The 22,152-nt window shown below is 68.8% G+C and carries 19 protein-coding genes and 4 pseudogenes; 13 read left to right on the forward strand and 10 right to left on the reverse strand.

Annotated elements, in window-relative coordinates:
- Positions 1-4: 4 nt before the first annotated feature.
- Both J7E87_RS28695 and J7E87_RS28700 read right to left on the reverse strand, forming a co-directional pair.
- On the reverse strand, positions 5-346 hold the full coding sequence (locus J7E87_RS28695; RefSeq protein ID WP_215097466.1) for a hypothetical protein: 342 nt from the start codon (positions 344-346) through the stop codon (positions 5-7).
- Positions 347-584: 238 nt separating this feature from the next.
- Positions 585-875 carry a hypothetical protein gene (locus J7E87_RS28700; protein WP_215097468.1) on the reverse strand — a complete coding sequence of 97 codons (291 nt, stop codon included), beginning with the start codon at positions 873-875 and terminating at the stop codon, positions 585-587.
- An 858-nt stretch (positions 876-1,733) separates the two neighbouring features.
- Here J7E87_RS28700 and J7E87_RS28705 point away from each other — a divergent pair.
- The 4 genes from J7E87_RS28705 to J7E87_RS28720 all read left to right on the forward strand — a co-directional run bounded on the left by J7E87_RS28705 (position 1,734) and on the right by J7E87_RS28720 (position 5,309).
- Positions 1,734-2,189 carry an ATP-binding protein gene (locus tag J7E87_RS28705; protein ID WP_215097470.1) on the forward strand — a complete coding sequence of 152 codons (456 nt, stop codon included), beginning with the start codon at positions 1,734-1,736 and terminating at the stop codon, positions 2,187-2,189.
- Positions 2,186-2,635: a Fur family transcriptional regulator gene (locus tag J7E87_RS28710; protein ID WP_251018144.1), complete on the forward strand. Its 450-nt coding sequence runs from the start codon at positions 2,186-2,188 to the stop codon at positions 2,633-2,635. The genes J7E87_RS28705 and J7E87_RS28710 overlap by 4 nt, the downstream gene beginning before the upstream one ends.
- A gap of 362 nt (positions 2,636-2,997) precedes the next feature.
- Positions 2,998-4,044 carry an IS4 family transposase gene (locus tag J7E87_RS35520; protein WP_308313110.1) on the forward strand — a complete coding sequence of 349 codons (1,047 nt, stop codon included), beginning with the start codon at positions 2,998-3,000 and terminating at the stop codon, positions 4,042-4,044.
- A 572-nt stretch (positions 4,045-4,616) separates the two neighbouring features.
- Positions 4,617-5,309 (forward strand): IS5 family transposase, encoded by a 693-nt coding sequence (locus J7E87_RS28720; protein WP_374195241.1) that lies wholly within the window; start codon positions 4,617-4,619, stop codon positions 5,307-5,309.
- Here the strand turns inward: J7E87_RS28720 and J7E87_RS28725 are convergent.
- Positions 5,266-5,817, reverse strand: coding sequence for a hypothetical protein (locus tag J7E87_RS28725; RefSeq protein ID WP_215097471.1), 552 nt, complete (start codon positions 5,815-5,817; stop codon positions 5,266-5,268). The genes J7E87_RS28720 and J7E87_RS28725 overlap by 44 nt on opposite strands.
- Positions 5,818-6,165: 348 nt before the next feature.
- Between J7E87_RS28725 and J7E87_RS28730 the strand changes: the two genes are divergently transcribed.
- Positions 6,166-6,855 (forward strand): YqjF family protein, encoded by a 690-nt coding sequence (locus tag J7E87_RS28730; RefSeq protein ID WP_215097472.1) that lies wholly within the window; start codon positions 6,166-6,168, stop codon positions 6,853-6,855.
- A 161-nt stretch (positions 6,856-7,016) separates the two neighbouring features.
- Here J7E87_RS28730 and J7E87_RS28735 read toward each other — a convergent pair whose 3' ends face one another.
- The 4 genes from J7E87_RS28735 to J7E87_RS28750 form a co-directional block, all read right to left on the reverse strand.
- A complete protein-coding gene (locus tag J7E87_RS28735) occupies positions 7,017-7,667 on the reverse strand; it encodes a hypothetical protein (protein ID WP_215097474.1) in 651 nt (216 codons plus the stop codon).
- Between the two features lie 159 nt (positions 7,668-7,826).
- Positions 7,827-8,855: an NAD(P)/FAD-dependent oxidoreductase gene (locus J7E87_RS28740; RefSeq protein WP_215097475.1), complete on the reverse strand. Its 1,029-nt coding sequence runs from the start codon at positions 8,853-8,855 to the stop codon at positions 7,827-7,829.
- Entirely contained in the window at positions 8,852-9,388 is a 537-nt protein-coding gene (locus J7E87_RS28745) for an isoprenylcysteine carboxyl methyltransferase family protein (RefSeq protein ID WP_215097476.1), read from the reverse strand. The genes J7E87_RS28740 and J7E87_RS28745 overlap by 4 nt, the downstream gene beginning before the upstream one ends.
- Positions 9,389-9,394: 6 nt before the next feature.
- Entirely contained in the window at positions 9,395-10,456 is a 1,062-nt protein-coding gene (locus J7E87_RS28750) for a type III polyketide synthase (protein ID WP_215097477.1), read from the reverse strand.
- Positions 10,457-10,596: 140 nt separating this feature from the next.
- Between J7E87_RS28750 and J7E87_RS28755 the strand changes: the two genes are divergently transcribed.
- A complete protein-coding gene (locus tag J7E87_RS28755; RefSeq protein WP_215097478.1) occupies positions 10,597-11,415 on the forward strand; it encodes a UbiA family prenyltransferase in 819 nt (272 codons plus the stop codon).
- A 15-nt stretch (positions 11,416-11,430) separates the two neighbouring features.
- On the opposite strand, the pseudogene J7E87_RS35525 reads toward J7E87_RS28755, so the two are convergent.
- Positions 11,431-11,562 (reverse strand): annotated as a pseudogene (locus J7E87_RS35525) (IS5/IS1182 family transposase); the annotation flags it as partial.
- Between the two features lie 981 nt (positions 11,563-12,543).
- Positions 12,544-14,054: pseudogene (locus J7E87_RS28760) on the reverse strand (ISL3 family transposase).
- A 623-nt stretch (positions 14,055-14,677) separates the two neighbouring features.
- Between J7E87_RS28760 and J7E87_RS28765 the strand changes: the two are divergent.
- Together J7E87_RS28765 and J7E87_RS36000 are read left to right on the forward strand one after the other, a co-directional pair.
- Positions 14,678-15,460, forward strand: a complete 783-nt coding sequence (locus tag J7E87_RS28765) for a calcium-binding protein (protein WP_215097479.1) — start codon at positions 14,678-14,680, stop codon at positions 15,458-15,460.
- A gap of 68 nt (positions 15,461-15,528) precedes the next feature.
- Positions 15,529-16,311: a calcium-binding protein gene (locus J7E87_RS36000; protein ID WP_215097480.1), complete on the forward strand. Its 783-nt coding sequence runs from the start codon at positions 15,529-15,531 to the stop codon at positions 16,309-16,311.
- Between the two features lie 556 nt (positions 16,312-16,867).
- Here J7E87_RS36000 and J7E87_RS28775 read toward each other — a convergent pair.
- A pseudogene (locus J7E87_RS28775) lies at positions 16,868-17,053 on the reverse strand (leucine zipper domain-containing protein); the annotation flags it as partial.
- Positions 17,054-17,133: 80 nt separating this feature from the next.
- Here J7E87_RS28775 and J7E87_RS28780 point away from each other — a divergent pair.
- The 5 genes and pseudogenes from J7E87_RS28780 (at position 17,134) to J7E87_RS28800 (ending at position 22,010) form a co-directional block, all read left to right on the forward strand.
- Positions 17,134-17,429 (forward strand): annotated as a pseudogene (locus J7E87_RS28780) (DUF192 domain-containing protein).
- A gap of 525 nt (positions 17,430-17,954) precedes the next feature.
- A complete protein-coding gene (locus J7E87_RS28785; RefSeq protein ID WP_308313111.1) occupies positions 17,955-19,055 on the forward strand; it encodes a PP2C family protein-serine/threonine phosphatase in 1,101 nt (366 codons plus the stop codon).
- Between the two features lie 437 nt (positions 19,056-19,492).
- A complete protein-coding gene (locus J7E87_RS28790) occupies positions 19,493-19,777 on the forward strand; it encodes a polyprenyl synthetase (protein WP_215097482.1) in 285 nt (94 codons plus the stop codon).
- A complete protein-coding gene (locus J7E87_RS28795) occupies positions 19,770-20,822 on the forward strand; it encodes a polyprenyl synthetase family protein (protein WP_215097484.1) in 1,053 nt (350 codons plus the stop codon). Before J7E87_RS28790 ends, J7E87_RS28795 begins: the two co-directional genes overlap by 8 nt.
- 24 nt (positions 20,823-20,846) lie before the next feature.
- The gene (locus J7E87_RS28800; RefSeq protein WP_215097486.1) at positions 20,847-22,010 is read left to right on the forward strand and encodes an oxygenase MpaB family protein; all 1,164 of its coding nucleotides are present in this window, start codon (positions 20,847-20,849) and stop codon (positions 22,008-22,010) included.
- Positions 22,011-22,152: the final 142 nt, after the last annotated feature.

The following is a 22,152-nucleotide window of genomic DNA, read 5'->3' on the forward strand; positions in this document are numbered from 1 at the left end:
CGGGCTACCTCGCGTCGCGGTCCGGGATGACCTCGACCTCGGGGGGTTCGCCGTGCTCCACGGAACGGCGGTTGTCTTGCCAGGCGCGCACCCCGCTCTTCACCTGGGCGAGCACCTCTACGAAGACCGTGGAGCCTGCGGCGCCTATCAGCACCAGCAGGATCTCCCACGCAGCACTCATCGGGGCGCCGTGCTCCTCGGTGCCCGCGCGCTGCTTGATCTCGAGGTCGCCGTTGGTCCTGAGCTGTTCGAGCCGGTGCTCCCGTTCGAGCCACGCCTTCAGGGCGCCGACGTCGCTCTCGCTCGCGCCCTGCTTCAGACGTACGCGGATAGCCGGATTCGCCACACGCTCCCCCTCTGTCATAACTCCCCATTATGGCATGTCAGTTGGGGCGCATGGAGAGATCGTGCACGCCCCCTGGCGCCCTCTTGCGCGCCCCCTGCGGCACCCCCACCGGACGCCCTCGACGGCGACCCGGCGCGCGGCCGTTCAGGTACCGCAGCCCCCGGGGAGAACGAAAAGCTCACCGCCGGAGTGGGGAGCGGGGCGCCGTCATGCGTGTACGGCGGAACTGCCTCTGCTCTCAGGCCGAATCACTGATCTGTGAGCCCCGGTCGCCGACAATCAGTAGGCTCGTCGTTCGATCTCCAAGGGGCGGTGGCCAGTGGACCTGGACGAAGTGCTGGCGAAGGTGGAAGAGGCCGACGGCGTGGCCGTCCTTCTCCGGCCGGCCGGAAAAACACAGGCCCCAGTGCGGCAGCGGCAGGCCGTCCCGGAAGAGGTAGTCCAGCAAGGCCGGCTCCTGGCCGTCGGTGTGCAACGCGCGCACTGGCCCGCCATGGTCGGCGAAAACACCGGCGGCCGTCGCACGCACAGCACCTTCAGCAGCCAACGCTGCAGGTCCTCACCGCTGACCAGAGCGAACTGACTGCCGCGCGGGTCGGGAGCAATGCGCTGGTCGGACTGGTATCCGCGCAGGATGGCGAAGGCACGTCCAATGTCCAGCGGAGAAAGGTGACTGTTGTGCCGCTCGCACAGCACGTTCGCCGCAAGGGCCTTGGGAGTGAACTCCTCTCGCCTGTTGCGCTGCCAGGGCGCGCCCTCGACGGTGCCCGTCTTGCCGTGAGTCATAGAGCGCAGGATGTCCGCCGACAGCCAATGCTCTCGTGTACATCCGCGGCGAGCAATCCCTGACGCGGCCGCACTAGCAGCGCTCATTCCGGTGTCCGCTGCGCGGACCGCTGACCTGGGGCGCCGAGCCGGCCAGCAGCCAGCGGTCCTGCGCTCGGTCAGCGTGGCACCGCGCGCACCACGGCCACTGCCGCACGGACAGCGGCCCGTACGCACAGACGCCACTGGGCCGGCGAACGGGATGGGGCCTATGAAGTCGCGGGCGCCTGACATGGCTTTGTAACGCGTTCGCGGGGGGTTGCGAGGCTCGGCTGGTTTCCGGAGCGGAGAGCCGGGTGTGATCCTCTCCAGTAGTTTGTAGGAATCATGAAGGTTGATGTACTCCATAGACTTGACTGACTCCAGAAGAGCCGTATCGTCGGAAGAGAGATTGCAACCGTCCCCCGGAAAGCGCGCCCTCATGGACCGAACAGCCCCCCGAGCACCTCGTCCGCGCGGAACGATCGCCGATACGGCTTCCCCCGGCCCTCAGCACTCCGCTCTGCTAGCACCCCCCGCGGCCGTCGACGCGCCCCTGGCCGCGAACTGCGTGGAGTCATTCGTGGCAGGGCCCTGGCCGCTGCCGTGGTCGCCGACCGCGTGCGGTGTGGCGAGGAGCGCGATACGTAACGTTTTGCCCCGGTGGGGCGTCAGCGAGCTCGTCCCGACCGCCGAGCTGCTGGCGAGCGAGCTGGTGTGCAACGCGCTGCGTCACGCGGTCGGCCCGCTGCTCCTCACCCTCGAGCGGGTGTCCGGTCTGCGCTGCCAGGTCAGCGACGGCTCTTCGGAACCTCCCTGCCCGACCGACTCCGGCCCCGAGGACGAGGACGGCCGCGGACTGGCACTCGTGGACATGCTGGCCGCACGGTGGGGCTATGAGCACGGGCCCGTGGGGAAGAGCGTGTGGTTCGAGCTGTCCGTCGACGTGGACACAGCCGGCCTGGACGGCCGGCACACACCATGGATCGGCGAGACCGACCTGCACGGCCTGGACGCCCTGAAGAGCGAGGCAGCATGACGACCGCCGAGGAACCCATGGCGCTGGCAGCGACACGGCTGCGCACGGCAGGCATGCGGGTCACTGCCCAGCGCATGGCCATGCTGATGGCTGTCTGCGAGTCGCCCGGCCACCTCGACGCCGACACCCTGCGCGAGCGCGCCCAGCGAGTCACGGGCCGCCTGTCCCTCCAGGCCACCTACAACGTACTGCGCGCCCTCACGGACGCCGGTTTGGTCCGGTGCACGCAGATTCCCGGCCATCCGTCTCGTTACGAGATCGAGCACCACGACAACCACCACCACTTCGTGTGCCGTCGCTGCGGAGCCATCCGTGACGTCGAGTGCACGGTGGGTGCGGCTCCCTGCATGCAGCCACAGTTGCCGAAGGAGTACGAGACCCAGGAGGCCGCCGTGACCTTCTGGGGCTTGTGCCCCGACTGCCGGGACAGCGCCGTGGCGTCCTGATGGCGTCGGACGTTTCCGCTCGCATCGAATGAGCCCCTGCCATGTGGAGGCGGGCGGCACCGGTGTCCAGCTTCACCATGCTGATCGCGTCGGTGACTGCGTGATGGTCCTGGGCGTAGCACATCGCACCGTCGAGCTGCTTCACCTGGGAGGCGAGTCCGGAGGAACCCTTGCAGCCGGGCCGCCCGGGGCGGGCCACGTCATGCCCGGCTCGTATTTTTCCAGGTGTATAGCGAATCGCGTCGAGCATCCAATGCCACGAAGTTAAGGGCCCGTTGGCGATGTCAAGGGCGGGTGCGACGCGAAGGGGCCTCTGCTATCCAGGGGATCGACCAAGATCTTCCTGAGAAAGCAGAGGCTCAGTGGCCAAGTCTGTCATGGGCGGAACCGATGACGTGTTCGCGCCTGGTCATATTGGTGAGTTAACGCAGGTCATCCCGCCCGAGTTGGTAGATGCCGTACTGAACGAGACCGGGGCACGCGAGCGGCGACTGCGGAGCCTCCCCTCTCGCGTCGGGGTGTACTTCGTGCTCGCGCTCAGGCTGTACGAGCATCTGGGTGCCGGGCTGGTGTGGAGCAAACTCGTGGCGGGACTGGCAGCCAGAGTGCCGCAGCCGTCGGAGAAGGCACTTCGCGACCTGCGTCGGCGGGTCGGGGTGGCCCCGTTCAAGCGGCTGTTCGACGTGCTGGCCGGGCCGCTGGCCCAGCCGTCCACACCGGGAGTGCGCTACCGCTGCTGGCGCACGGTGGCCTTCGACGGCTGCGGGAGCCTGTCCGTTCCCGACCACGAGCGCAACCGGTCATGGCTCGGCCGCACCGAACGCCGCTACGGCCCGACTGGCCACCCCCGGCTGATGCTCATGACCCTGTGCGAAACAGGCACCCGCGGCCTGATCGCAGCGGTCTTTGGCCCCGCTTCCAAGGGCGAGACTGACTACGCCCACGACCTGACCGGCCACCTGACCCCGGACATGCTCCTCCTGGCGGACCGCGCCTTCGACAGCAACGACCTGCTCGCAGACATCGCAGCTCAGGGGGCTCAGTTCCTGATACGTGCTACCAGCACCCGACGACCGCCGGTGCTGGCGCTGCTGCCCGACGGCTCCTACCTGACCCGGATCGGTGGCCTCCCGCTGCGGGTGATCGAGGCCGAGATCCATTCCCGCACCGCCGACGGCGGCGACTTCGGCGGGACCTACCGCCTGCTGACCACGCTCAGCGACCACCGCACCGATCCAGCCGACCACCTGGTGCGTCTCTACCACGAGCGCTGGGAGATCGAGATCACCTACCTGGCTCTACGTCACACCCTGCTCAAAGGACGGGTTCTACGTTCGAAGGACCCGGTCTCAACCAGGAGATGTGGGGACTGCTCACCCTTTACCAGGCCCTGCGCTCGGTCATGGTGACCGCGGTGGAGACAATGCCCGGCTGCGATCCCGACCGGGCCGGCTTCACCGTCGCTCTGGAATCCGCCCGCGACACGGTGGTCAGCCTGGTCGCAACGACCGCGGCCTCAGGGCCGAGCAGCCGCTACGACCTGGTGGGACACATCGGCACCCGCGTCCTGCACGCGCTGCTCCCCGGGCGCCGGATGCACCTGTCCGCCCGCATCGTCAAGTGCGGAACCTCCCGCGAACCGCGACGGCCGTCCACGCGCCAGCACACCGATCACCGCCATCGAGATCACCGTGCACCCACCAGCCCTGCCCAGCACTCAGGACCCGAGCCGGGCCCTCTCCGGCCGCTGGGGCCAGGTCTGCCAGCTCCTGGCCGCGAACTCCAACCAGGCCATGCACACCCGGGACATCGCACGGCACCTCGGGCTCCCCACATCGGGGCGCCCCCTCAGCAGCCTCACCGCGCAACTCTGCTACTGGGCCCGCAACGACCGACTCATCCGCACCGCACCAAGCACCTACAAGATCACTCTCCCTGAAGCCTTGACATCGCCAACGGGCCCTTAACTTCGTGGTATTGGATACTCGATGCGATCCGCTACCTCGTCGACAATGGCATCAAGTGGCGGGCGATGCCGGCGGACTTCCCGCCGTGGGACCGGGTCTACGAGTTTTTCCGCCGCTGGCGCGACCATGCCCTGGTCAGGGAGTTCCACGACCGGCTGCGCGCCAGGGTCCGCGAGAGGCTGGGCCGCGACGCGGAGCCGAGTGCGGGTGTGATCGACTCGCAGTCGGTCAAGGCGGACGCCGTCGTCGGTGCGGACAGCCGTGGGTTCGACGGCGGGAAGCTGGTCAACGGCCGCAAGCGGCACGTCGTGGTCGACACGCTCGGCCTGCTGCTGGGCGTGATGGTCACCGCCGCGGACACCGGCGACCGCACCGCCGCCCGGGTGCTGCTCGCGCAGGTGGCCGACGCGCACCACCGCCTCGCCCTGGTCTGGGCGGACGGCGGCTACACCGGCAGCCTCGTCGAGTACTGCCTGGCCACGCTCGCGCTGGTCCTGGCGATCGTCAAACGCAGCGACGACATGCGCGGCTTCGTGGTGCTGCCCAAGCGGTGGATCGTCGAGCGTCTCTTCGCCCACCTGATGCGCACCCGCCGCCTGGCCCGCGACTACGAACGCCGCACCACCAGCGCCGAAGCGATGGTCTACTGGTCGATGATCCTGCTCATGACCCGCCGCCTAACCCGGCCACACTCTGGGCGAGGGTGAACCTGCCCGGCGCGGGCTCGGCCAGCCAGCCCCGCGCGACCAGGCGTTTCGCCTTCGACCGCAGCGCCTCCACCTTGGCCGGCACCGCGTCCAGGCCGAACAAGGTGGCCAACTCCTGGCAGGTCAGCGGCCCTTGATGGAGCCGGTGCCGGTCCGCCAGGGCCTGAAGGATGCGCTGATAGTCCACCGACAGCACCGACCAGGCCAGTCCCTCACGCCACACCGGCACCTGCGACTTCGGCTTCACCGCATCCGGCACCTGCGACGTCTTTCCGGTCTGCTCCCCGGCGGCCGGCGCGGTCCCCTCGACCCGGGCGTGGTCCTGCCCGCTCTCGTCCGCCGGGGCCAGCACCTCGCCAACCCGCGAGCAGGCGATGGCCCACTCCTTCCATTCCCGCTCGGCCACGGCCAGCTCGGCCTGGATGCGGTCGGCCTCCTCCCGCAGCTCGTCCACCCGACGGCGAGCACTCAGCTCACGTCGTTCCAACAGCCCGAACACCGACGGCATCCACGACCTCCCAGGGAGCGACAGCACGACAGGCCACTACTCCCACCGAATCACCGACCCCACGCCCGACCAGCGGAAACGCGGCGATCACGTCCGGAAAGACAACAGCTTCTAAGCAACATTTCCCGGTCTGAAGGGGTTCGTGTCCGCCGATGGGGTGAGACACGTTCCGGGGCATGAGAGCGCGAGTCCGGGTTATCAGGAGCTGCGTCACTCTGGGCGTGCTGGTGCGTCGTTTCTCCTGGAAGTCGGTGATCGTATGACGTTCAATCCTCTGGAGCAGCGAGGCAACCCGCTGGACCGTCAGCTGCGCAGCTGGCGGGGGCTGAACGTCTCGCCGATCAATCGGTGAGGCCAGCGGCGCTGACAGCATGGTGGCTGCGGCAGACCTTCGTGCACTGGTCCTACCCGACGGAGGAAGTACAGGCACTGCTGCCCGCCGGGCTGCGCGTGGATGACTACCATGGCCGGGCATGGGTAGGCCTGGCTCCCTTTGTCATGGCATCGGTCCGGCTCGGGGGCGTAGCGCCGCTGCCGCGTTCGACGTTTCCGGAGACGAACCTGCGCACCTACGTCCGGCTGCCGGACGGACGCAGCGGGCTGTGGTTCCTGTCCCTGGAAGTCACCCATCCGGTGATGCTCGCGGCCCGAGCGCTGGGCGTGCCCTACCACCTCGCCGACCTTACGGTCCGGGTCGACGGCCCCCTCGTCCACTACGCGGGCAGGCGCCGCGGGGCAGGGGCCTCCTACCAGCTCACCGTCGAGACCGGCCCACCGATCAGCGCAGATGAATTCGACAGCTGGCTCACCTCCCGATGGAGAGCCTTTTCATTGCGGGCGGGCACGCTGTGGCAGACGCCGGTCCGACACGAGCCTTGGCCCTTCGCACGCGTCGTACTTGTCCAGCTGCAGCAGATGCTCACATCCGACGCCGGCCTCTCGCCCCCCGCGACCGATCCGGTTGTGCACTACTCACCCGGCGTCGGGCCTGTAGGTATCGGCATGCCCCGGCCCGTTGCCGCCTCGGTCTTCGGGTGACTCTCTCGACGGTTGCCCTGCGAGTCACCTGAAGCAGTGGAGCTACGACTGGCGCCAGTCCCACGCGAACACAACGCGCCTGCCGCAAGGGACCACGTGACGCGTTCTGAGGAACCGGGCTGACGAACCAGCGTGCGGCCCGGACAGCCGAGGCGCCTTGGTCAAAAAGAAGCGCCCCTCTCCAGGCCTACCGTTGTGGTGAGCCGCACAACCGCCGGCTTCCGGGGGACGGAACCGGCCCCGAAATGCACGGGAGGCTCGACCCGCGCCAGCGGGCCCAAGTCGTTTCCACCGAAGCTGGCCACGGCACTGGAGATCGGCAGAAGGTCCTGCACGCCATACCACTCACGACGGCCCGCCCTGGTACTGCCGCAGGTCCGTACGCCCAACAGCAGTCGAGCCGGCACATCGACCAGTGCGCTCCAGGCCGGGCGAATGGCGAGCGAACCAGGCACGGCATGCAGCAGCGCCCCAAGCCGGGCTCGCCGACCGGTGGTGAAACACATGTCCAGCGACGGCGCCGTGACGGACCAAACTTCTCCTGCGACGTCGACCGTGACCGGTACGATCTGCACTTCGTCGAAGGTATAGGTGCCGGCGATGAAGTCCCCGATCACTGCAGTGGGAGCCAACAGAAGACGCCTTCCGTTCGCCTGCTCGAGCATCACGTCACTGAACGGCCCGAACGGCGACCGTGCCCAGTGTCCGAGCACCAGCCGAACGCTGGAGGAGGTTCCGACACCAGCGATCCAGCCTTCGAAGCGCAATCGTTGACGCGTTGGAGCGACTCCTTCCTCCAAGGAGGGACACATGGGTGAACGACCAGGGTGTCCTTCGGCTTCCCGTCCGGCGCTCCTGGCCTCCTGGTACCCCGCGCTCGGGCCGAACCACCTTGGTCAGGAGCGGGCGCCTCCGCCATAAGCTGTATGCCCCCTTCACCGGCCGACAAGGCAGGGACGAACGCCTGTGGCTCAGGCGAGGAGGTTGACGCCTTGGCGGAACAGCCAGCTCAGACGGGATGCGAGCGGCACGATGTGCGGTCCGACGAGTGGCTGTTCACGGGCCCACAGCAAGGAGCCGGTGAGCAGCACGTGGCTCTGTGAGAGCTTTCTCCAGGCCCGCTCGTAAGCTTGCGGGCGACCGGCCCGCACGCTCCGGACCAGTTCACCGGCGGCGGTCAGGGCCAGCGTCAGGCCCTCCCCGGTGAGCGCGTCGATGTAGCCGGCCGCGTCACCCACGAGAAGGACGCGGCCCGCGACGCGCGAACGTACCCGCTGTCGCAGCGGACCGGCGCCACGCACCGGGGTGGTCCCCGCGGCGGCGGACAGCCGTGCCATCAGGACGGGAAACCGGTTCAGCTGCGCGTCGAACGCCATGCGGTCGCTGGTGAGGACCACGATGCCGACAAGGCCGGGTGCGAGCGGCGTGACGTATGCCTCGGAGCGTCCCGACCAGTGGACCTCGACCAGGTCGCTCCACGGTTCGACGGCGTAGTGGCGGCGTAGTCCGTAGCGAGGGGGTCGATGCGGATCGGGCGGTGCGCACAGGCCGAGTGCGCGACGCGTCGGGGAGTGGAGACCGTCGGCGGCGGCCAGGTACCGGGCGGTCAGCCCGCCGGCGGTGACGCAGGCTCCATCTTGGTACAGCTTGTCAAGACGGCGCTGCACCAGCCGAACCCCCAGCTGGGCCGCTCGGGCGGCCAGGGCCGCGTGCAAGCCGGTGCGTCGTACGCCGAGGCCATGGCCGGCGCGGAACTGTGCCTCCGCATGGCGCCCGGTGATGCCGTCCACGTAGCGGATGCCGTGGAAGGGCTGTCCGGCGACCGCGACACCGAGCTGCTCAAGTGCCCGCAGGGCCCCCGGCATCAGCCCCTCGCCGCACGCTTTGTCGATCGGCGTGGGCCGGGGTTCGGCGACGACGACCTCGAGGCCGGCCAGCGCGCCGTGGATGGCTGTGGCCAGCCCTGCCGGGCCGCCGCCGACGACGAGTAGATCGATCATCGTGCGATACCCGGCAACGGTACGGTGCGGTCGCCCACCAGCGCCGTCTCCTCACAGCGGACGCGCACAGAGAGCAGCACGAGGTTCAGCACGGTGAAGCAGAGTGCGGTCGCCCAGGCCGTGTGCACAAGGGGAAGGGCGAACCCCTCGACCACGACTGCCAGGTAGTTGGGGTGCCGGAGCCATCGATAGGGGCCGGAGGTGACCAACGGCAGTCCTTCGACCACGACGACCCGGGTGTTCCAGCGCGGGCCGAGGGTGATGATGCACCACCAGCGCAACACCTGTACGCCAACGGCAAGTGCCAGCATGGGCCAGCCGAGCACCGGGAGGAAGGGACGGCCGAGCGCCCACGGTTCGGCCACACAGCCCAGCAGCAGGCCGGTGTGGAGGGTGACCATCGCCGGGTAGTGGCCGCGCCCGTATTCCCTACCGCCGCGTGCACGGCTCCACGCGCTGTTGCGGCGAGCCACGAGGAGTTCGGCGAGGCGCTCCACGCTCACCAGGAGCATCAGTCCGGTCCAGGCGTTCATGAGCGATCACCAGCGCAGGAGGACGAGTTCGGAACAGAGGCCGGGCCCGAGGGCAACCATGAGCCCGGTGGACCCGGACTCGGGCGGTCCGGAGGTCATCGTGTCGCGCAGCACATGCAACACGGACGCCGATGAGAGATTCCCGCTACGGGCCAGTGAGCGCCAGCTCAACTCGAACGCCGAGTGCGGCAGCCCGAGGACTTCAGCCAGCACGTCGAGGACCTTCGGCCCGCCGGGGTGGCAGATCCAGGCCGTGACGTCCGGTGGCTTGAGATCGTGATCGGCAAGGAAGGACGCGATCTCCTCTCCCACGTGCAGCCTGATCACCTCGGGCAAGTCGCTGCCGAGGACCATGCGGAAGCCCCACTCGCCGACTTCCCACGCAAGAAGCCTTCCAGTGCCCGGGTAAAGGCGGCTGCGGCCTGCCACCACCTGCGGACCGGGGCCGTCGCCATGTCGGGGGTGGTCACGGCCGACGGCCAGCAGGGCTGCTGCTCCGTCACCGAACAGGGCGCCTGCCACCAGGTTCCCGGTGGACGTGTCCGAGGTCTGCAGCGTGAGCGAACACAGTTCGGTGGAGAGCAACAGCGCGACATGGTCCGGTCGGCCGACAAGGTAGTCGTGGACTCGCGCGGTGCCGGCCGCGCCGCCCGCGCAGCCGAGTCCGAAGACGGGCACGCGCTTGACGTCGGGGCGCAGTCCGACGGTCGGGGTCAGCCGGGCGTCCAAGGACGGGGTGGCAATGCCGGTGACCGAGGTGGACAGCACGAGGTCGATCGTGGCGGCGGTCAGTCCGGCTTCGGCCAGCGCCCCTTCGACGGCCTGGGCCCCGAGATCGAGCGCCGCATCGATGTAGGCGTCGTTAGCCCGGCCGAAGCCGCCGAGCCGTTCGTACCGGTCCAGGGGCAGAGCCAGATGCCGGGCCTCGACCTGCACAGAGGCATGGATACGGCGCAGCAGACCGGCGTCCGCACCCGTCGGGAGACAACGGGCGAGCGTATCCGCGATGTCCGCCTGCGTATAGCGGTGGGGCGGCAACACCGTGCTCACTGCCAGTACACGCGTCATTGACCCACCATAGACAAGGCCTGACACAAGGTCATGAAACGTGGCAAAGTGGGTGCGGCGCGACGTAATGTGAAATCGTGCCAAGCGCCCCCACCGCCGAGGACACCGTAGGCGCACCCATCGCTCTCCCGGTCAGGCCGGTGACTGGCTTACTGACGGCATGTCACCCGCTTCCCGCCGCCGCAGTAACCGCCTTCACTGCCACGCTGGCCGCTGCGGTGGGGCACAGCCTCCCCGGCGGTACTGTCACGGTATGCGCGGTGGCCGCCGGACAGCTCTCAGTCGGCTGGTGCAACGATCGCATCGATCTGTGGCGCGACCGAAAAGCCCAGCGCAGGGACAAGCCGCTGGCCACCGGCCAAGCACGGCCCGGGGCGGTGACCGTCGGCGCAGCCTCGGCCCTGGCGCTGTGCATCCTCCTGTCGACGGCCTGCGGACCACTCGCGGCCTGCACTCATCTGGGCGGTGTCGCGGCAGCCTGGTGGTACAACCTCCATCTGAAGCGCACGGCCGCTTCCTGGCTGCCGTACGCCTTCGCCTTCGGCACTCTTCCCGCCTTCGTCACCCTTGCCCTGCCCAGCGGCTCATGGCCGCCGCTGTGGCTGATGGCCGCCGCCGCCCTGCTGGGCACAGGTGCCCACTTCGCCAATGTGCTGCCGGACATCGACCATGACCTCGAAGCAGGCGTGACCGGCCTTCCGCAGCGGCTGGGTAGGCGGTGGACCGGTCCTATGGCGGCTCTCCTGGTGCTCGCTTCGTCCTTCGTTTTGGTCCTCGCGCCCCCCGGGCCGGCCCCCGTGTCCGGCTGGGCAGTACTGGGGTTCACCACTTTGCTGTGCACGGCCGCCCTGACCCGAACGCTCCGCGCGGCCGACGGAAAGCTCGCTTTCCGGGCCACCATGGCGATTGCCGGGGCCGATGTCGTCCAACTGCTGCTTCACGGCACCGATCTCCGCTGACGGCGCGGAACCGCAGCGGGCTCTGACCCGGCGATGCTCGGAATTGTCTTCTTCCTCGCCGGCTAGCAGGGAACGGCCGGGCCGCTTGCCATGCGGGACGACGAGTCCGCTGTTGAGGTACGCCCCATCTCTGAGCACGGTCACGCCCTAACGGCCGGGATCTGACCGTGGCGTTCCCCGAGATCGCCGACGCGCGCCGCGCTGGGGGGAGGAGGTTGTCCTGGACGGCGAGGTGGTCATCTACGCCGAGGGCTAGCTCGATTTCGGTGCGCTGCAGCAGCGTATGAACCGCCGTCCGCGGGGCGTGCTGGAGCTGGCCCGTCGCCAGCCGGCTCACTTCATCGCGTTCGATCTGCTGCAGCGAGGCGCCGTGGGCGCTGACGCCCGGGACCAGCGATGTGCGGGAAGCCGAGCAGTGGATGCGGCGGTGGGCGCCCGCCGGGGTGGAAGGCCTCTTGGGGACAGAGCTTCGGGTTGACCGGCTGACCGAGCGGCTGGCGAGAGCATATCGGCGGGCGTCGCACTCGCAACAAGCCAACTGCTGACGGGGCGATCGCAGAGCTCCCGGAGCGCCCTCGTCCCACGCCTGCCGCCATCGCTGCACCGACCGGACGCTGACGCGCAGCTCCTTGGCGATCAGCGAGCTCGCCTCACCCCGGCGAACTGCTCGCCGACTGGAGCCGTAACTCCTCGCGGAACTGCTGTCGTTCGGCGGTCAGCCCGCCTCCCTGTGGATACCGCATGCTCTTGGTGATACCGCAGGACCCACGAGCCGTCAGCCCCTACGACTACTCCACGAGTTCAACCTCAGTAACCGGGACCAGTACCGCTCCAGCCATTGGCCAGGCCAGGGGCCCACCGTTGCGGTAGTCGCGGATACCTCCTGCCAGGAGCAGAGCAGAGACTGCCAGACCCCATCAGTCCAGGGCCACGTCCAACAATCCCAAAATCTTTGAAGACTTGATCACGGCCCGATCCTGGCAGGCGATAGTGCTCGCTGCCAGATGTGATCGCGGTCGGCGGAGTCTCAATGACCGATCAAGTCGCCGGCCAGCCTGCGCCCCTCGATGCGAAGGGAGTGTCTAATCAACGGCCCTGTCTCATATTCGGTGGTGGCTGAGCGTGAGGTCATCCGAGGAGGATGCGGTGGCGTAGGAGGGTGAAGTGTGCCCGCCCGTACATCTGCCTGGCGATCAGCTTGGTCTTGGTGTTGACGCCTTCGGTTCCGCCGTTGTGGTACGGGAGTGTGAACGCGGCGATGACAGCATCGCGGTCTCGGTCCAGGCCCCGGGTGAAGGCGTGCAGATGGGGCAGGTCGGCTGCGTGGACCTGGGCGATCCAGCGCGCGAGCGTGTCGGCATTTTCTGGGCGAGGCATCAGGAGCTGGGCGAACGCCCTGATGCGGGTGGAGAGTTCGGTCATTTCGGGGCAGGCGGCGGTGAGCCGGGCCAGCAGGTCGTGATGTTCGGCTTTGAGGTGGTCGGGCCTGGTGAGCAGCATCCGGGCGAATCTGCGCGCGGAGATGTGGCTGCGGTCGGCGTCCGCACGGCCTTGGTTGATGTACTTGTGCAGGAGGTTCAGACAGCCCGTGAAGCCGAGGGCCTTGATCTCTTCGAAGAGGTGCAGGACGGGGACGCCAGGGTCCTCGGTCCGGCGTTTGCGCAGGTGCTCACGGTAGGGGTCGACAAGGCTTGCACGGTACTTGGGGACACGGAGCATCCGCTCGGGCCGATCGGCCCGGGCGTAGCGTTTGACGGTGTTCAGGGCCAGTTGGAGACGGCGTGCGCATTCGAGCAGGCCGTGCCCACCCCCTTGTCGATCAGGTCATGGACCTGGTGCCAGCGTTCCAGGGTGGTTCGCACGCGGGGCCCGTCGTACAGGGGCGCGTCCAGGGCGGTAGCCCAGCAGCTGCTGGGCGCCTTCACCTCGCTCAGGGCGGCTTCGCACAGGTTGTGCCACAGATGCCAGCGATCAGCGACGTGGACCGCCTCGGGCAGGGCGCGGCGGATGGCCTCGGCGTAGGTCGCGGAGCCGTCACGGCACACGACCTCGACTCCCGGATGGGCGCGCAGCCACGCCTCCAGAGTGCCGACCGTGCGGTCGGGCAGCACGTCGATCCGCTCATGGGTTTCGGCGTCGATCACCACGGTGGCGTAGCGGTGCCGCCGGCGCAGAGCAAAATCGTCGACGCCGATCACGCGGGGCACCCGCCCGGTGGGCAACGGGATGCGCAGCAGGGCGCGCAGGGCCGTGTGACGCGACAAGCCCACCGCGAGTATCGCCAGCAAACGTGCCCCGGCCCGGCCCGCTAACTCCTTGACCACGGCCTTGACTTGCCTGGTCAGACGGGCGGTGCGTCGCTGGTATCGCTCCAGGACTCCGGGTACCTGCTCGCGGAAGGTGTGACGGCAGCCGCGCGTGGGACACACCAGACGGCGCACCCGCACACGGACCACCACCCGCCGCCCATCGACCGGCACGTCGGCCACGGTCCGCAGATGATAGCCGTGCACCCGGGTCGTCTCAGCCCCACAGCCCGGGCACGCAGCCGGGCCCTCGGGCGTCCGCGCCCGCACCCAGATCCGCTCGCCCTCGTCGACCACATCCTCGACAGTCAGGGGACCCAGCCCCGAAAACACCGTACTCGCAAGCTCGTTGACATCACGCACACGATGTCAACGAGCCCAGTCAGCTCAGCCACCACCGAATATGAGACAGGGCCGTTAAATTGAGACACCCCCCCACGGGATGATGAGCCACGGACTCGCCCACGAGGCGTTTTCCGCCACCCTGGACGCGTTCCTTTCCGCAGCACTCCTGCCGTCGGCACGGCCTGCACCGCACGTCAGAAACTCGCGGAATTATCCTTTCAATGGCGCTAAACCCTCTCTTCCACAAGGTCTCCACACGGCATACTCAGGCCCGGCAGCCGAGGGAGCACCGGGCATCATCCGATGCGTGGCAACGTTTCCGACAATGCGCGCCCAGTTCTGCTGTGAACCACCACGCACTGCCGTACTGCCGTCATGAACGCCGGGAAGGCGAGCACACCGTAAGACGCCGTTTCCGGCGGGCAAAATTCCGCTGTCCCGAACCAAGGTGACGAGGCAACGATTCGCGGGCCCGTGGAACGGCCCAACGCACCCAAGCGGCAAACGCCGTTCCAGGCATGCGGGTGGCGCCGCTGCGCTATGTCACCACTGGGCCACGAAAGCATTTCGAGCCGAATTAACAATCCCGCACGTTTTCCAGGAGGCAGGTCATGGACAAGGCGCTTCATCGCACCGTTGCGCTCCTGACAACGGTGTTCGGCTTCACGCTGTGCCTCACCGGCCCGGCGAGTGCGACCCCCAGTACCCAGCCGCTCGGCTCCGCTGTGGCCGGCACGCTGGTGAGCAAGAACGGCACGTCGGTCACCGTCACCGCCGCTGTGGGCCTGGGCAACACCATCTCCGTGTGGCAGGTCGGCGACACGATCCGGGTGAGGGACACCGGTGACACCATCGTTGCTTTCGGCGGGTGCACCGCGCTCAGCGCCACGGAGGCCGTCTGTCCGGGGGCCGGCAGCCTCACCGAGCTCGTCGTCAACGCCGGTGACCAGGCCGACAACGTCACCTCATCCCTCGCGAGTCCCGGGGTAACCCTCGTTGGTGGCGCGGGTGACGACAGCCTCCAGGGCGGCAGCGCCAACGACACCCTGGAAGGCGACGAAGGCTCCGACTTCCTTTCCGGCGGAGGCGGCAACGACACGCTCAACGGCGCCAGCGGCCCGGACCGCATCTTCGGCGGCGCCGGCAACGACTCGATCGAGGGCCGGGCCAGCTCCGACGTCATCAACGCAGGCCCCGGGAACGACGTGGTGAGCGGCGGCAACGGCGGCGACCAGGTGGTCGCCAGCACCGGCAACGACTTCGTGGAGGGCGGCGCCGGCCGGGACAGCATCAACGCCGTGGACGACGTCAGCGGCAATGACTACGTCCAGGGGGGCACAGAGGTCGACAACTGCACGGCCGATCTGGGCGACAGTGTCACGGAGTGCCCGTGACCGGCGAGCGCGAACGGCGCGGAGACAGGCCCGCAGTGCCAGCGACACGACGAAGGAGACGCACAACCATGACAGCGCGACGTATCTACGCGATCCTGTCGGCCGGAGCGCTCCTATGCGCTGCGCTGGCCGGCACCTCGGCCTCGGCGGCCCCGCTCACCGCCGAGCCCCGGCACCTCGCCGACGCCACGGTGGTCGAGATGATCGGCGGCACTCTGCTCGTCACAGCGGATCAGGGCGTGGCCAATGACATCACCGTCCGCCGTCAGGGCAGCGTCGTCCTCGTGTCGGACAACGCGGACGAGGTGCGCGCCGTCGCCCCCTGCGAGACACGGTCACAGAACACCGCGGCGTGCCCGCTCCCCACGGCCGTGCAGGTCAACGGCCAGGACGGCGATGACGACATTACGGTCTCCCCGAATCTGGACGCTCCCGCCACTCTCTACGGGGGCGACGGCAAGGACCAGCTCAACGGCGGCCCCCGCGCGGATCACCTTGTCGGCGACGACCCGGCCGGCGTCTTCGGCCTCACGGCAGCGACTCCGGGCAACGACACCATCAACGGCGGGCCCGGGAACGACGCCATCTCCGGGCTGGGAGGAAACGACACCATCAACGGCAATGCCGGAAACGACACCCTCAACGGGAACGAGGGCAACGACACCCTCAACGGGAACCCCGGAAACGACACCCTGGCCGGAGGAAGCGGCAACGACACCCTGAGCGGCGACGAGGGGAACGACACCCTCAACGCCACCGACGGCGTCAACGCCAACGACAGCCTCGACGGCGGTCTCGCCTTCGACTCCTGCAACCGCGACATCGGCGACTCGATGGTCAACTGCCCCTGATTGATAGCACGTCCGGTGTGCGTTGTCGCGGCTGAGAGCGCGTGAAGCGGCCACGCCGGGGTGCGGCCCGTTGCTCCTCGCCCCGGCCGACGAGCATCGCACCGACCGGGCACAAACTGTGGGAGATCGTGTCGGGCGGTACTGCCGCACGATCTCCCCCAGCACGCGCAGCGGATGACGCCAGGTACCCCGGTCGATGGCAGTGTCGGCGCCGATCTCGGCAACGGGGTCGGGGGCACGACGAGGATGGGGTCGAGGGGGTCGCGGCTGCCCCAGGAGGCGGTGAACCGTACACCGGTCCACGGGGGGCGGCCTGGTTATGGTGGTCGGCGAGCTGACGGGGCGTCTGGCTTCAGCGCCGTCGCCCGTCCGACCCGCGCGCAGGCGGCCGTCGGTGTCCTAGCGGCCGAGGACGAGCAGCTGCGGGTGGTGTGGAGGGGCGGGTTGGCCGGCCTGCCAGGGGACTCGCCTGCCGACGGCGCACAGAGTTGAAGCAACAGTCACCGCCGGACTGGCGCCCGCTGGTCGGCGACTTCACGCGCTGCCTGGACCGTGAGCCCTCCACCCGCCAGCGGCGGACCCACTTGTGTGCCGTGGTTCGCGAGATACCCATCTCCGCGGGGACACGGGCGATTGCGCGCCCGGAATCGACGCGTTCAACCAGCAGCCGTCTGCCGTGAACGGTCAGCCGGGCATTACGGTGGACACGAAGACCTCCGTGCGTGGTGTGGAGCCTAGACACCTCCACCACACCGGAGGTCTTCGCCGTGATCAAGACCTACGGGTGTCAACAACACTCGTGATCAATACACCTAGTGCGCCGTGCCGCTGGAAATCGCCGCCTCGCTCAGAGCCCGCACCCGCGGGCTCCTGGGCCGCGACGGCATCGACGGAGCCATCCTGATCACCCCTCCAGCAGCATCCACACCCTGCGCCTGCGCTTCACCATCGACGCCGCGTACCTCGACAGGCAGCTGCGCGTCACAGACGTCCACACGATGAAGCCCAACCGCATTGGAACGCCGCGCTCGCGGGCTCGCCACGTCCTGGAAGCAGAAGCCGGCGCCCTGGCCCGCTGGGCCATCCACACCGGAGTGCAGCTGTCCATCGACCACTGATCATCGGGAGCGGGGGAGTAGATGAAGAACGCACGGGAGAAGCGTCCGAATGGTCCGGGCCGACTCGTCTCCGCCGACGAGATCGGGCCCGTCCCGAGCCGTTCAAGCGCCCGCTGAGCGTGGGGCTTCGTGCTGTCCGGATGCGGCAGGACCGGTCCGGTACGAGGCTCGGGGCATGTCCGGACTGCCTGTGATCGTGTATCCGCCGTCGCCGACGAGCGGCCGCCGGGTGCGCGTCGACGGGGAGATCCTCGGGCTCGTGACCACGGTCATCTCAAGATCACGCCGCCCCGACCTGGCCGCGAAGCCCGGCCCGGTGAAGTCCGATGACCGGCAGATGACGGGAAGAAGTACAGGTGAACCGCCCTTGGCCACGGGTGGGAGTGCGCCTGCAACGAGCACATCTGGCCCACGAGGCGTATATGTGAAGCCATTGGAAGGACAAACATGGTGCGCTAAGGCAAACCGTGCGGTGGCCCCGTTTCTTCCGGGTCGTGAGCGCGGCCCGGCAGCGGGAGATGCACTGTGAAAGTCCTGCAACCCACGCTGGCGAAGGTGCCGTGGACGCTCGCGGCGCTGGCCCTCGTGGCTGGCGTCCTGCTGGACCTTTTCGCGCCCCAGCCGTACACGGGACTCCCGCTGCTGGCCGCCGCACCGCTCGTCGCGGGCGCCACGCTCTCCTTCCGCTCCGCGCTCGCCGTCGTGTGTGTCACGTGCGTGGTCTCGGTGGCGGTGGATATCGAACGCGGACGTCCGGCGACGCCATTGTTTGTCGATCTGGCCGTGGTCGGCTTGATCGGCGTGCTGGCTCTCGCGGTCAACCGGCTCATTGTGCGGCAAGGGCGCGATCTGGCGCTGGCCAGGGATGTCGCGGAGGCAGTCCAGCGGGCGGTGCTCCCGGACCCGCCGAGGGAGGTCGGGCCGCTGACCGTGGCTGCGGGGTATACGGCGGCGCAGGCCGAGGCGCGGATCGGCGGTGATCTCTTCGCGGTGCAGGAGACGCCGTTCGGGGTGCGGATGATCATCGGAGATGTGCGGGGCAAAGGTATGGCGGCTGTCGCCGCCGTGTCGGTCGCGATCGGAACGTTCCGTCAGGAGGCCGAGTACGCTCCCACCTTGGTCACGCTGGGACAGCGGATGGACGAGGCGCTGGCCAGGGCAGCGGCCCGGAGCGGCCCGGTGATCTCCACGGAGGGCTTCACCACCGCTGTGCTGGCCGAGGTCTCCGCCGACGGCGAGGTGCTGAGCCTGGTGAACCGCGGGCATCCGCCCCCGTACCTGGTTCACGACGGACAGCTCGTACGGCTCGACCCGACCGCCCCACAGCTGCCCCTCGGGGTGGGGCTGGGCGATATCACTCCTGCTGGCTCCGTGCCCGTCGATGTGGTGCGGCTGCCCCCGGGGGCCTCGCTGCTGCTGGTGACTGACGGTGTCACCGAGGCGCGGGACAAGCGGGGGACTTTCTATGATCCGGTCTCCTCAGAGCGCATGCGCAGGCGGTTCAGGGACCCCGATGCACTGGTGGATGCACTCACCAAAGACGTCGGCCGCTGGACCGAGGGCGAACACGAGGACGACATGGCCATCCTGGTGGTCACCCGGCGCCGCCCTCCCCTCGCCGCCTGATCAGGAAGCGAGCCCCCACGGCGCCGCCTCGCCCACGGCTTCGCTGCGTGCACATTACTGCGAGGGGCGTGCTGCAGCCGGGGCGGCGCGGTCAGCGGCTGGTCCGGTGGGCGGTGCGAGGAGTGTTGTCGACGCGGGTGGCGGTGGGCGGGAGGACCCGCTCGACATGGCTGACTAGGCCGGCTCGGCTGAGCTGGCAGGGTCTCAGAGTCGGCGGCGGACCCGTCAGGCAGGGCCTAGCCGTGACCAGGTTCTTGTCCCGTAACAGGTGCCGCTTACTGCATGTGGGGATCTTAGAAGAAGATCACTCGATGGTGCATAAGGGCTGCCTGGGGTGTGTTCGGTGGCCAGACTCGAATCGTGTTGTGCCGAACACCGCTACGCGCTGCTCTGTGCCGGCCCGAGCCGGTGCGGGCCTTGCCGCAGGGGGACATGCTGTGACACACCATGACGGCCGCAAGCCGGGCCTGACCGAGGACACGGTGGCCCTGGTGGCCGGCCTTGCCGATCTGGCGGTCTGCGGTCTGAGCAGCGCGGTGGGCGGCGTCAGCGGCCTGCTGCGCCGCGCCGATCTCGGGGACCTTCTGGTGGACGGCCAGGAGGAGACCAAGGCCCGCGGCCGCCTGCTCCTGGACCGGCATGCGGCCGCCGGGCCGGCTCACCTGGAGGTCCTCGCCCGCACCGTGACCGCTCGCATCCAGGCGGAGCGCGGCAGTGAGTGAAGGGGAAGAGCACGCCTTCCTGAAGAAGCGCATCGACCGAGTCCTCGGCGAATTCGTTGCCGCGGAAGCACGGGCGCTGGCTGACATCGATGCCTGTCTGGCGCCGGTTGCAGAGCGACTTCATGCCGCGACCGGGCACGGCAAGCGCCTCAGGGCGGCGTTTTGCTACTGGGGCTGGCGTGGGGCCGGCCAGCCCGACAGCGAGGCGCTGGTGCGCGCCGCCAGCGCGATCGAGCTGGTCCATGCGGCCGCCGTCGTGCACGACGACCTGATCGACCACAGCCGCACCCGGCACGGCCAGCCCACCGGTCACATCGCCCTGCGCAAGGTCCTCACCGATCATGTGCGGCCGAAGGCCGGCGCCCGGGCCCTGGCCATGCTGGTGGGTGATCTGCTGATGTCGATGGCCGGGCAGCTGTTCACCACCTCGGGCCTGCCCGGCGCCTTCCTGGGCAGGGCCCGGCCTCTGTGGGCGGTTCTGGCACGCGAACTGGTGGCCGGTGAGTGCCTGGAGGTATTGCGCACCGGAGCCGAGCCGGACCCGGACGCGTCGGTGAAGGTGATCCGCTACAAGGCCGCCAAATACACCGTCGAACACCCTTTGCAGATCGGCGGCCTTCTCGCCGGTGCCCCACCGCGGCTGCTGCAGGCGTACAGCGACTACGGCGTGCCGCTGGGCGAGGCATTCCAGCTGCGCGATGACCTGCTGGGCCTGTTCGGCGATCCTGAGCAGACCGGCAAGGACCCGGCCGATGACCTGGCCGGGAACCGGCCCACCGCGCTGATGGCCCACGCGCTCACGTCCGCCACCAAGGCGGAACACGGCGAGCTGCACAGCCTGCTCGGGCAGGCGAACCTCAGCGAGCAGCAGGTGGAACGGGTCCGGGAGATCGCTCACCGCACCGGGGCCGTCGCCCGCCTCGAAGACATGATCAGCGCCCGGCTGCGTGAAGCACACGAGGCTCTGTCCGACGCCGATCTGACCACCGAGGCCCGCCGCGCACTGTCGGCCTTGGCGACCGTCTCAGCCACCCGCACTCACTGACCGCCATCCCACCGGAGGAGCACCATGACCTACACCCGAGCGTCCATGGACGCCCTGCGCACGGGAGGGGACGAACTCGCCGACGCGACTGTGGCGACGCTGTTCGAGCGCGGAGAAGTCGGCAAGTTCAACACGCTCATGCGCTACGTCTCCACCGTCGGGCAGGAGCTTCCCGAGGGGCTGCCGGACGTGGCCCGCGAGTACCTGAACGAGACCAGCACGCCGCCGGCCTGGGTGGACTGGAGTGAGATGGAGAAGGCACGGCTGTTCTTCATCGACAACAACGTGCACATCTCCACCGCGCTGTCGTTCGCCTCGATGCCCGCCTGCTACGTCCTGCCGCACGTGGCCAAGCTGCTGTCGGCCACCCATTCGCTGAAGTACCCCTCCAAGCGAATGGCTGAGACGGGCCAGTTCACCGTCTACCTCATGCAGCCCGGCGCGTTCGAAGCCGGCAGCCGTTTCATCCCGGCCGCGCAGAAGGTGCGGCTGCTGCACGCCTCCATCCGCCACCACCTCAAGCGGGAGGACCGCTGGGACACCGCCGCCCTGGGCACGCCGATCTGTCAGGAGGACATGATCGGCGGGCAGATGATGTTCTCCATCCAGGTCCTCGACGCCCTGCACCGCCTGGGCATCCACATGAGCAACGAAGGCGCCGAGTCCTACTACTACGCCTGGCGGGTGGTCGGCGCCATCCTCGGCGTCGACCAGGACCATGTCCCCAAGGACCTACAGGCAGCCCGCGAGTTCTCCGACCTGTACATGACCCGCCACATGGGCCCCAGCGAGGAAGGCGCCCAGCTCACCCGCCAGCTCATCGACCTCTACGAAGAAGTCGTGCCCGGTACCTTCTTCGACCCGATCGTCTCCGCCCTGATCCGCTACCTGATCGGCGACACCTGCGCCGACTGGCTGCAAGTCCCCCGCACCACCTGGGACACCGTCTTCAAGGCCGCCCCCGCCCTGCTGGGGCTGCTGGAAACCATTGAGGACCGCTCACCCCTGGCGGGCTGGGCCCTGGACCGACTCGGACACCTGACCAGCATCTTCGAACTGTCCTCCCTCACCCGCGGCCGCGTCATGCACTACGCCATCCCCGAACAGCTCAAGAACGACTTCGGAGTCAGCAGCACCATCCCGCCCAAAACCCGCTGGACCCCGCCGTCGGCAACCATCAGCCAGTAGCGACAACACCTTCCAGGGCACCGCGGCGCGGACGGCTTCAGGGCGCGCTGGCCGGTGTTGCGCGTCGGCCAGGGCCGCCGCGCCCGGGCCGCCGGGTCCGGCGCATCACCGGGTCCGGCGCATCACCGGGTCCGGCAGGCTG

This window comes from Streptomyces sp. ISL-1 (assembly GCF_018614585.1).
GTDB classification, from domain to species: Bacteria; Actinomycetota; Actinomycetes; order Streptomycetales; family Streptomycetaceae; genus Streptomyces; species Streptomyces maoxianensis.

Bases quoted from the DNA above. Each gene is read 5' to 3' on its own strand.
- J7E87_RS28800 (WP_215097486.1), top strand. From the start codon at position 20,847: ATGACCTACACCCGAGCGTCCATGGACGCCCTGCGCACGGGAGGGGAC.
- J7E87_RS28750 (WP_215097477.1), bottom strand. From the start codon at position 10,456: ATGACGCGTGTACTGGCAGTGAGCACGGTGTTGCCGCCCCACCGCTAT.
- J7E87_RS28765 (WP_215097479.1), top strand. From the start codon at position 14,678: ATGGACAAGGCGCTTCATCGCACCGTTGCGCTCCTGACAACGGTGTTC.
- J7E87_RS28725 (WP_215097471.1), bottom strand. From the start codon at position 5,817: ATGCCGTCGGTGTTCGGGCTGTTGGAACGACGTGAGCTGAGTGCTCGC.
- J7E87_RS28710 (WP_251018144.1), top strand. From the start codon at position 2,186: ATGACGACCGCCGAGGAACCCATGGCGCTGGCAGCGACACGGCTGCGC.
- J7E87_RS28740 (WP_215097475.1), bottom strand. From the start codon at position 8,855: ATGATCGATCTACTCGTCGTCGGCGGCGGCCCGGCAGGGCTGGCCACA.
- J7E87_RS28745 (WP_215097476.1), bottom strand. From the start codon at position 9,388: ATGAACGCCTGGACCGGACTGATGCTCCTGGTGAGCGTGGAGCGCCTC.
- J7E87_RS36000 (WP_215097480.1), top strand. From the start codon at position 15,529: ATGACAGCGCGACGTATCTACGCGATCCTGTCGGCCGGAGCGCTCCTA.
- J7E87_RS28735 (WP_215097474.1), bottom strand. From the start codon at position 7,667: ATGTGTCCCTCCTTGGAGGAAGGAGTCGCTCCAACGCGTCAACGATTG.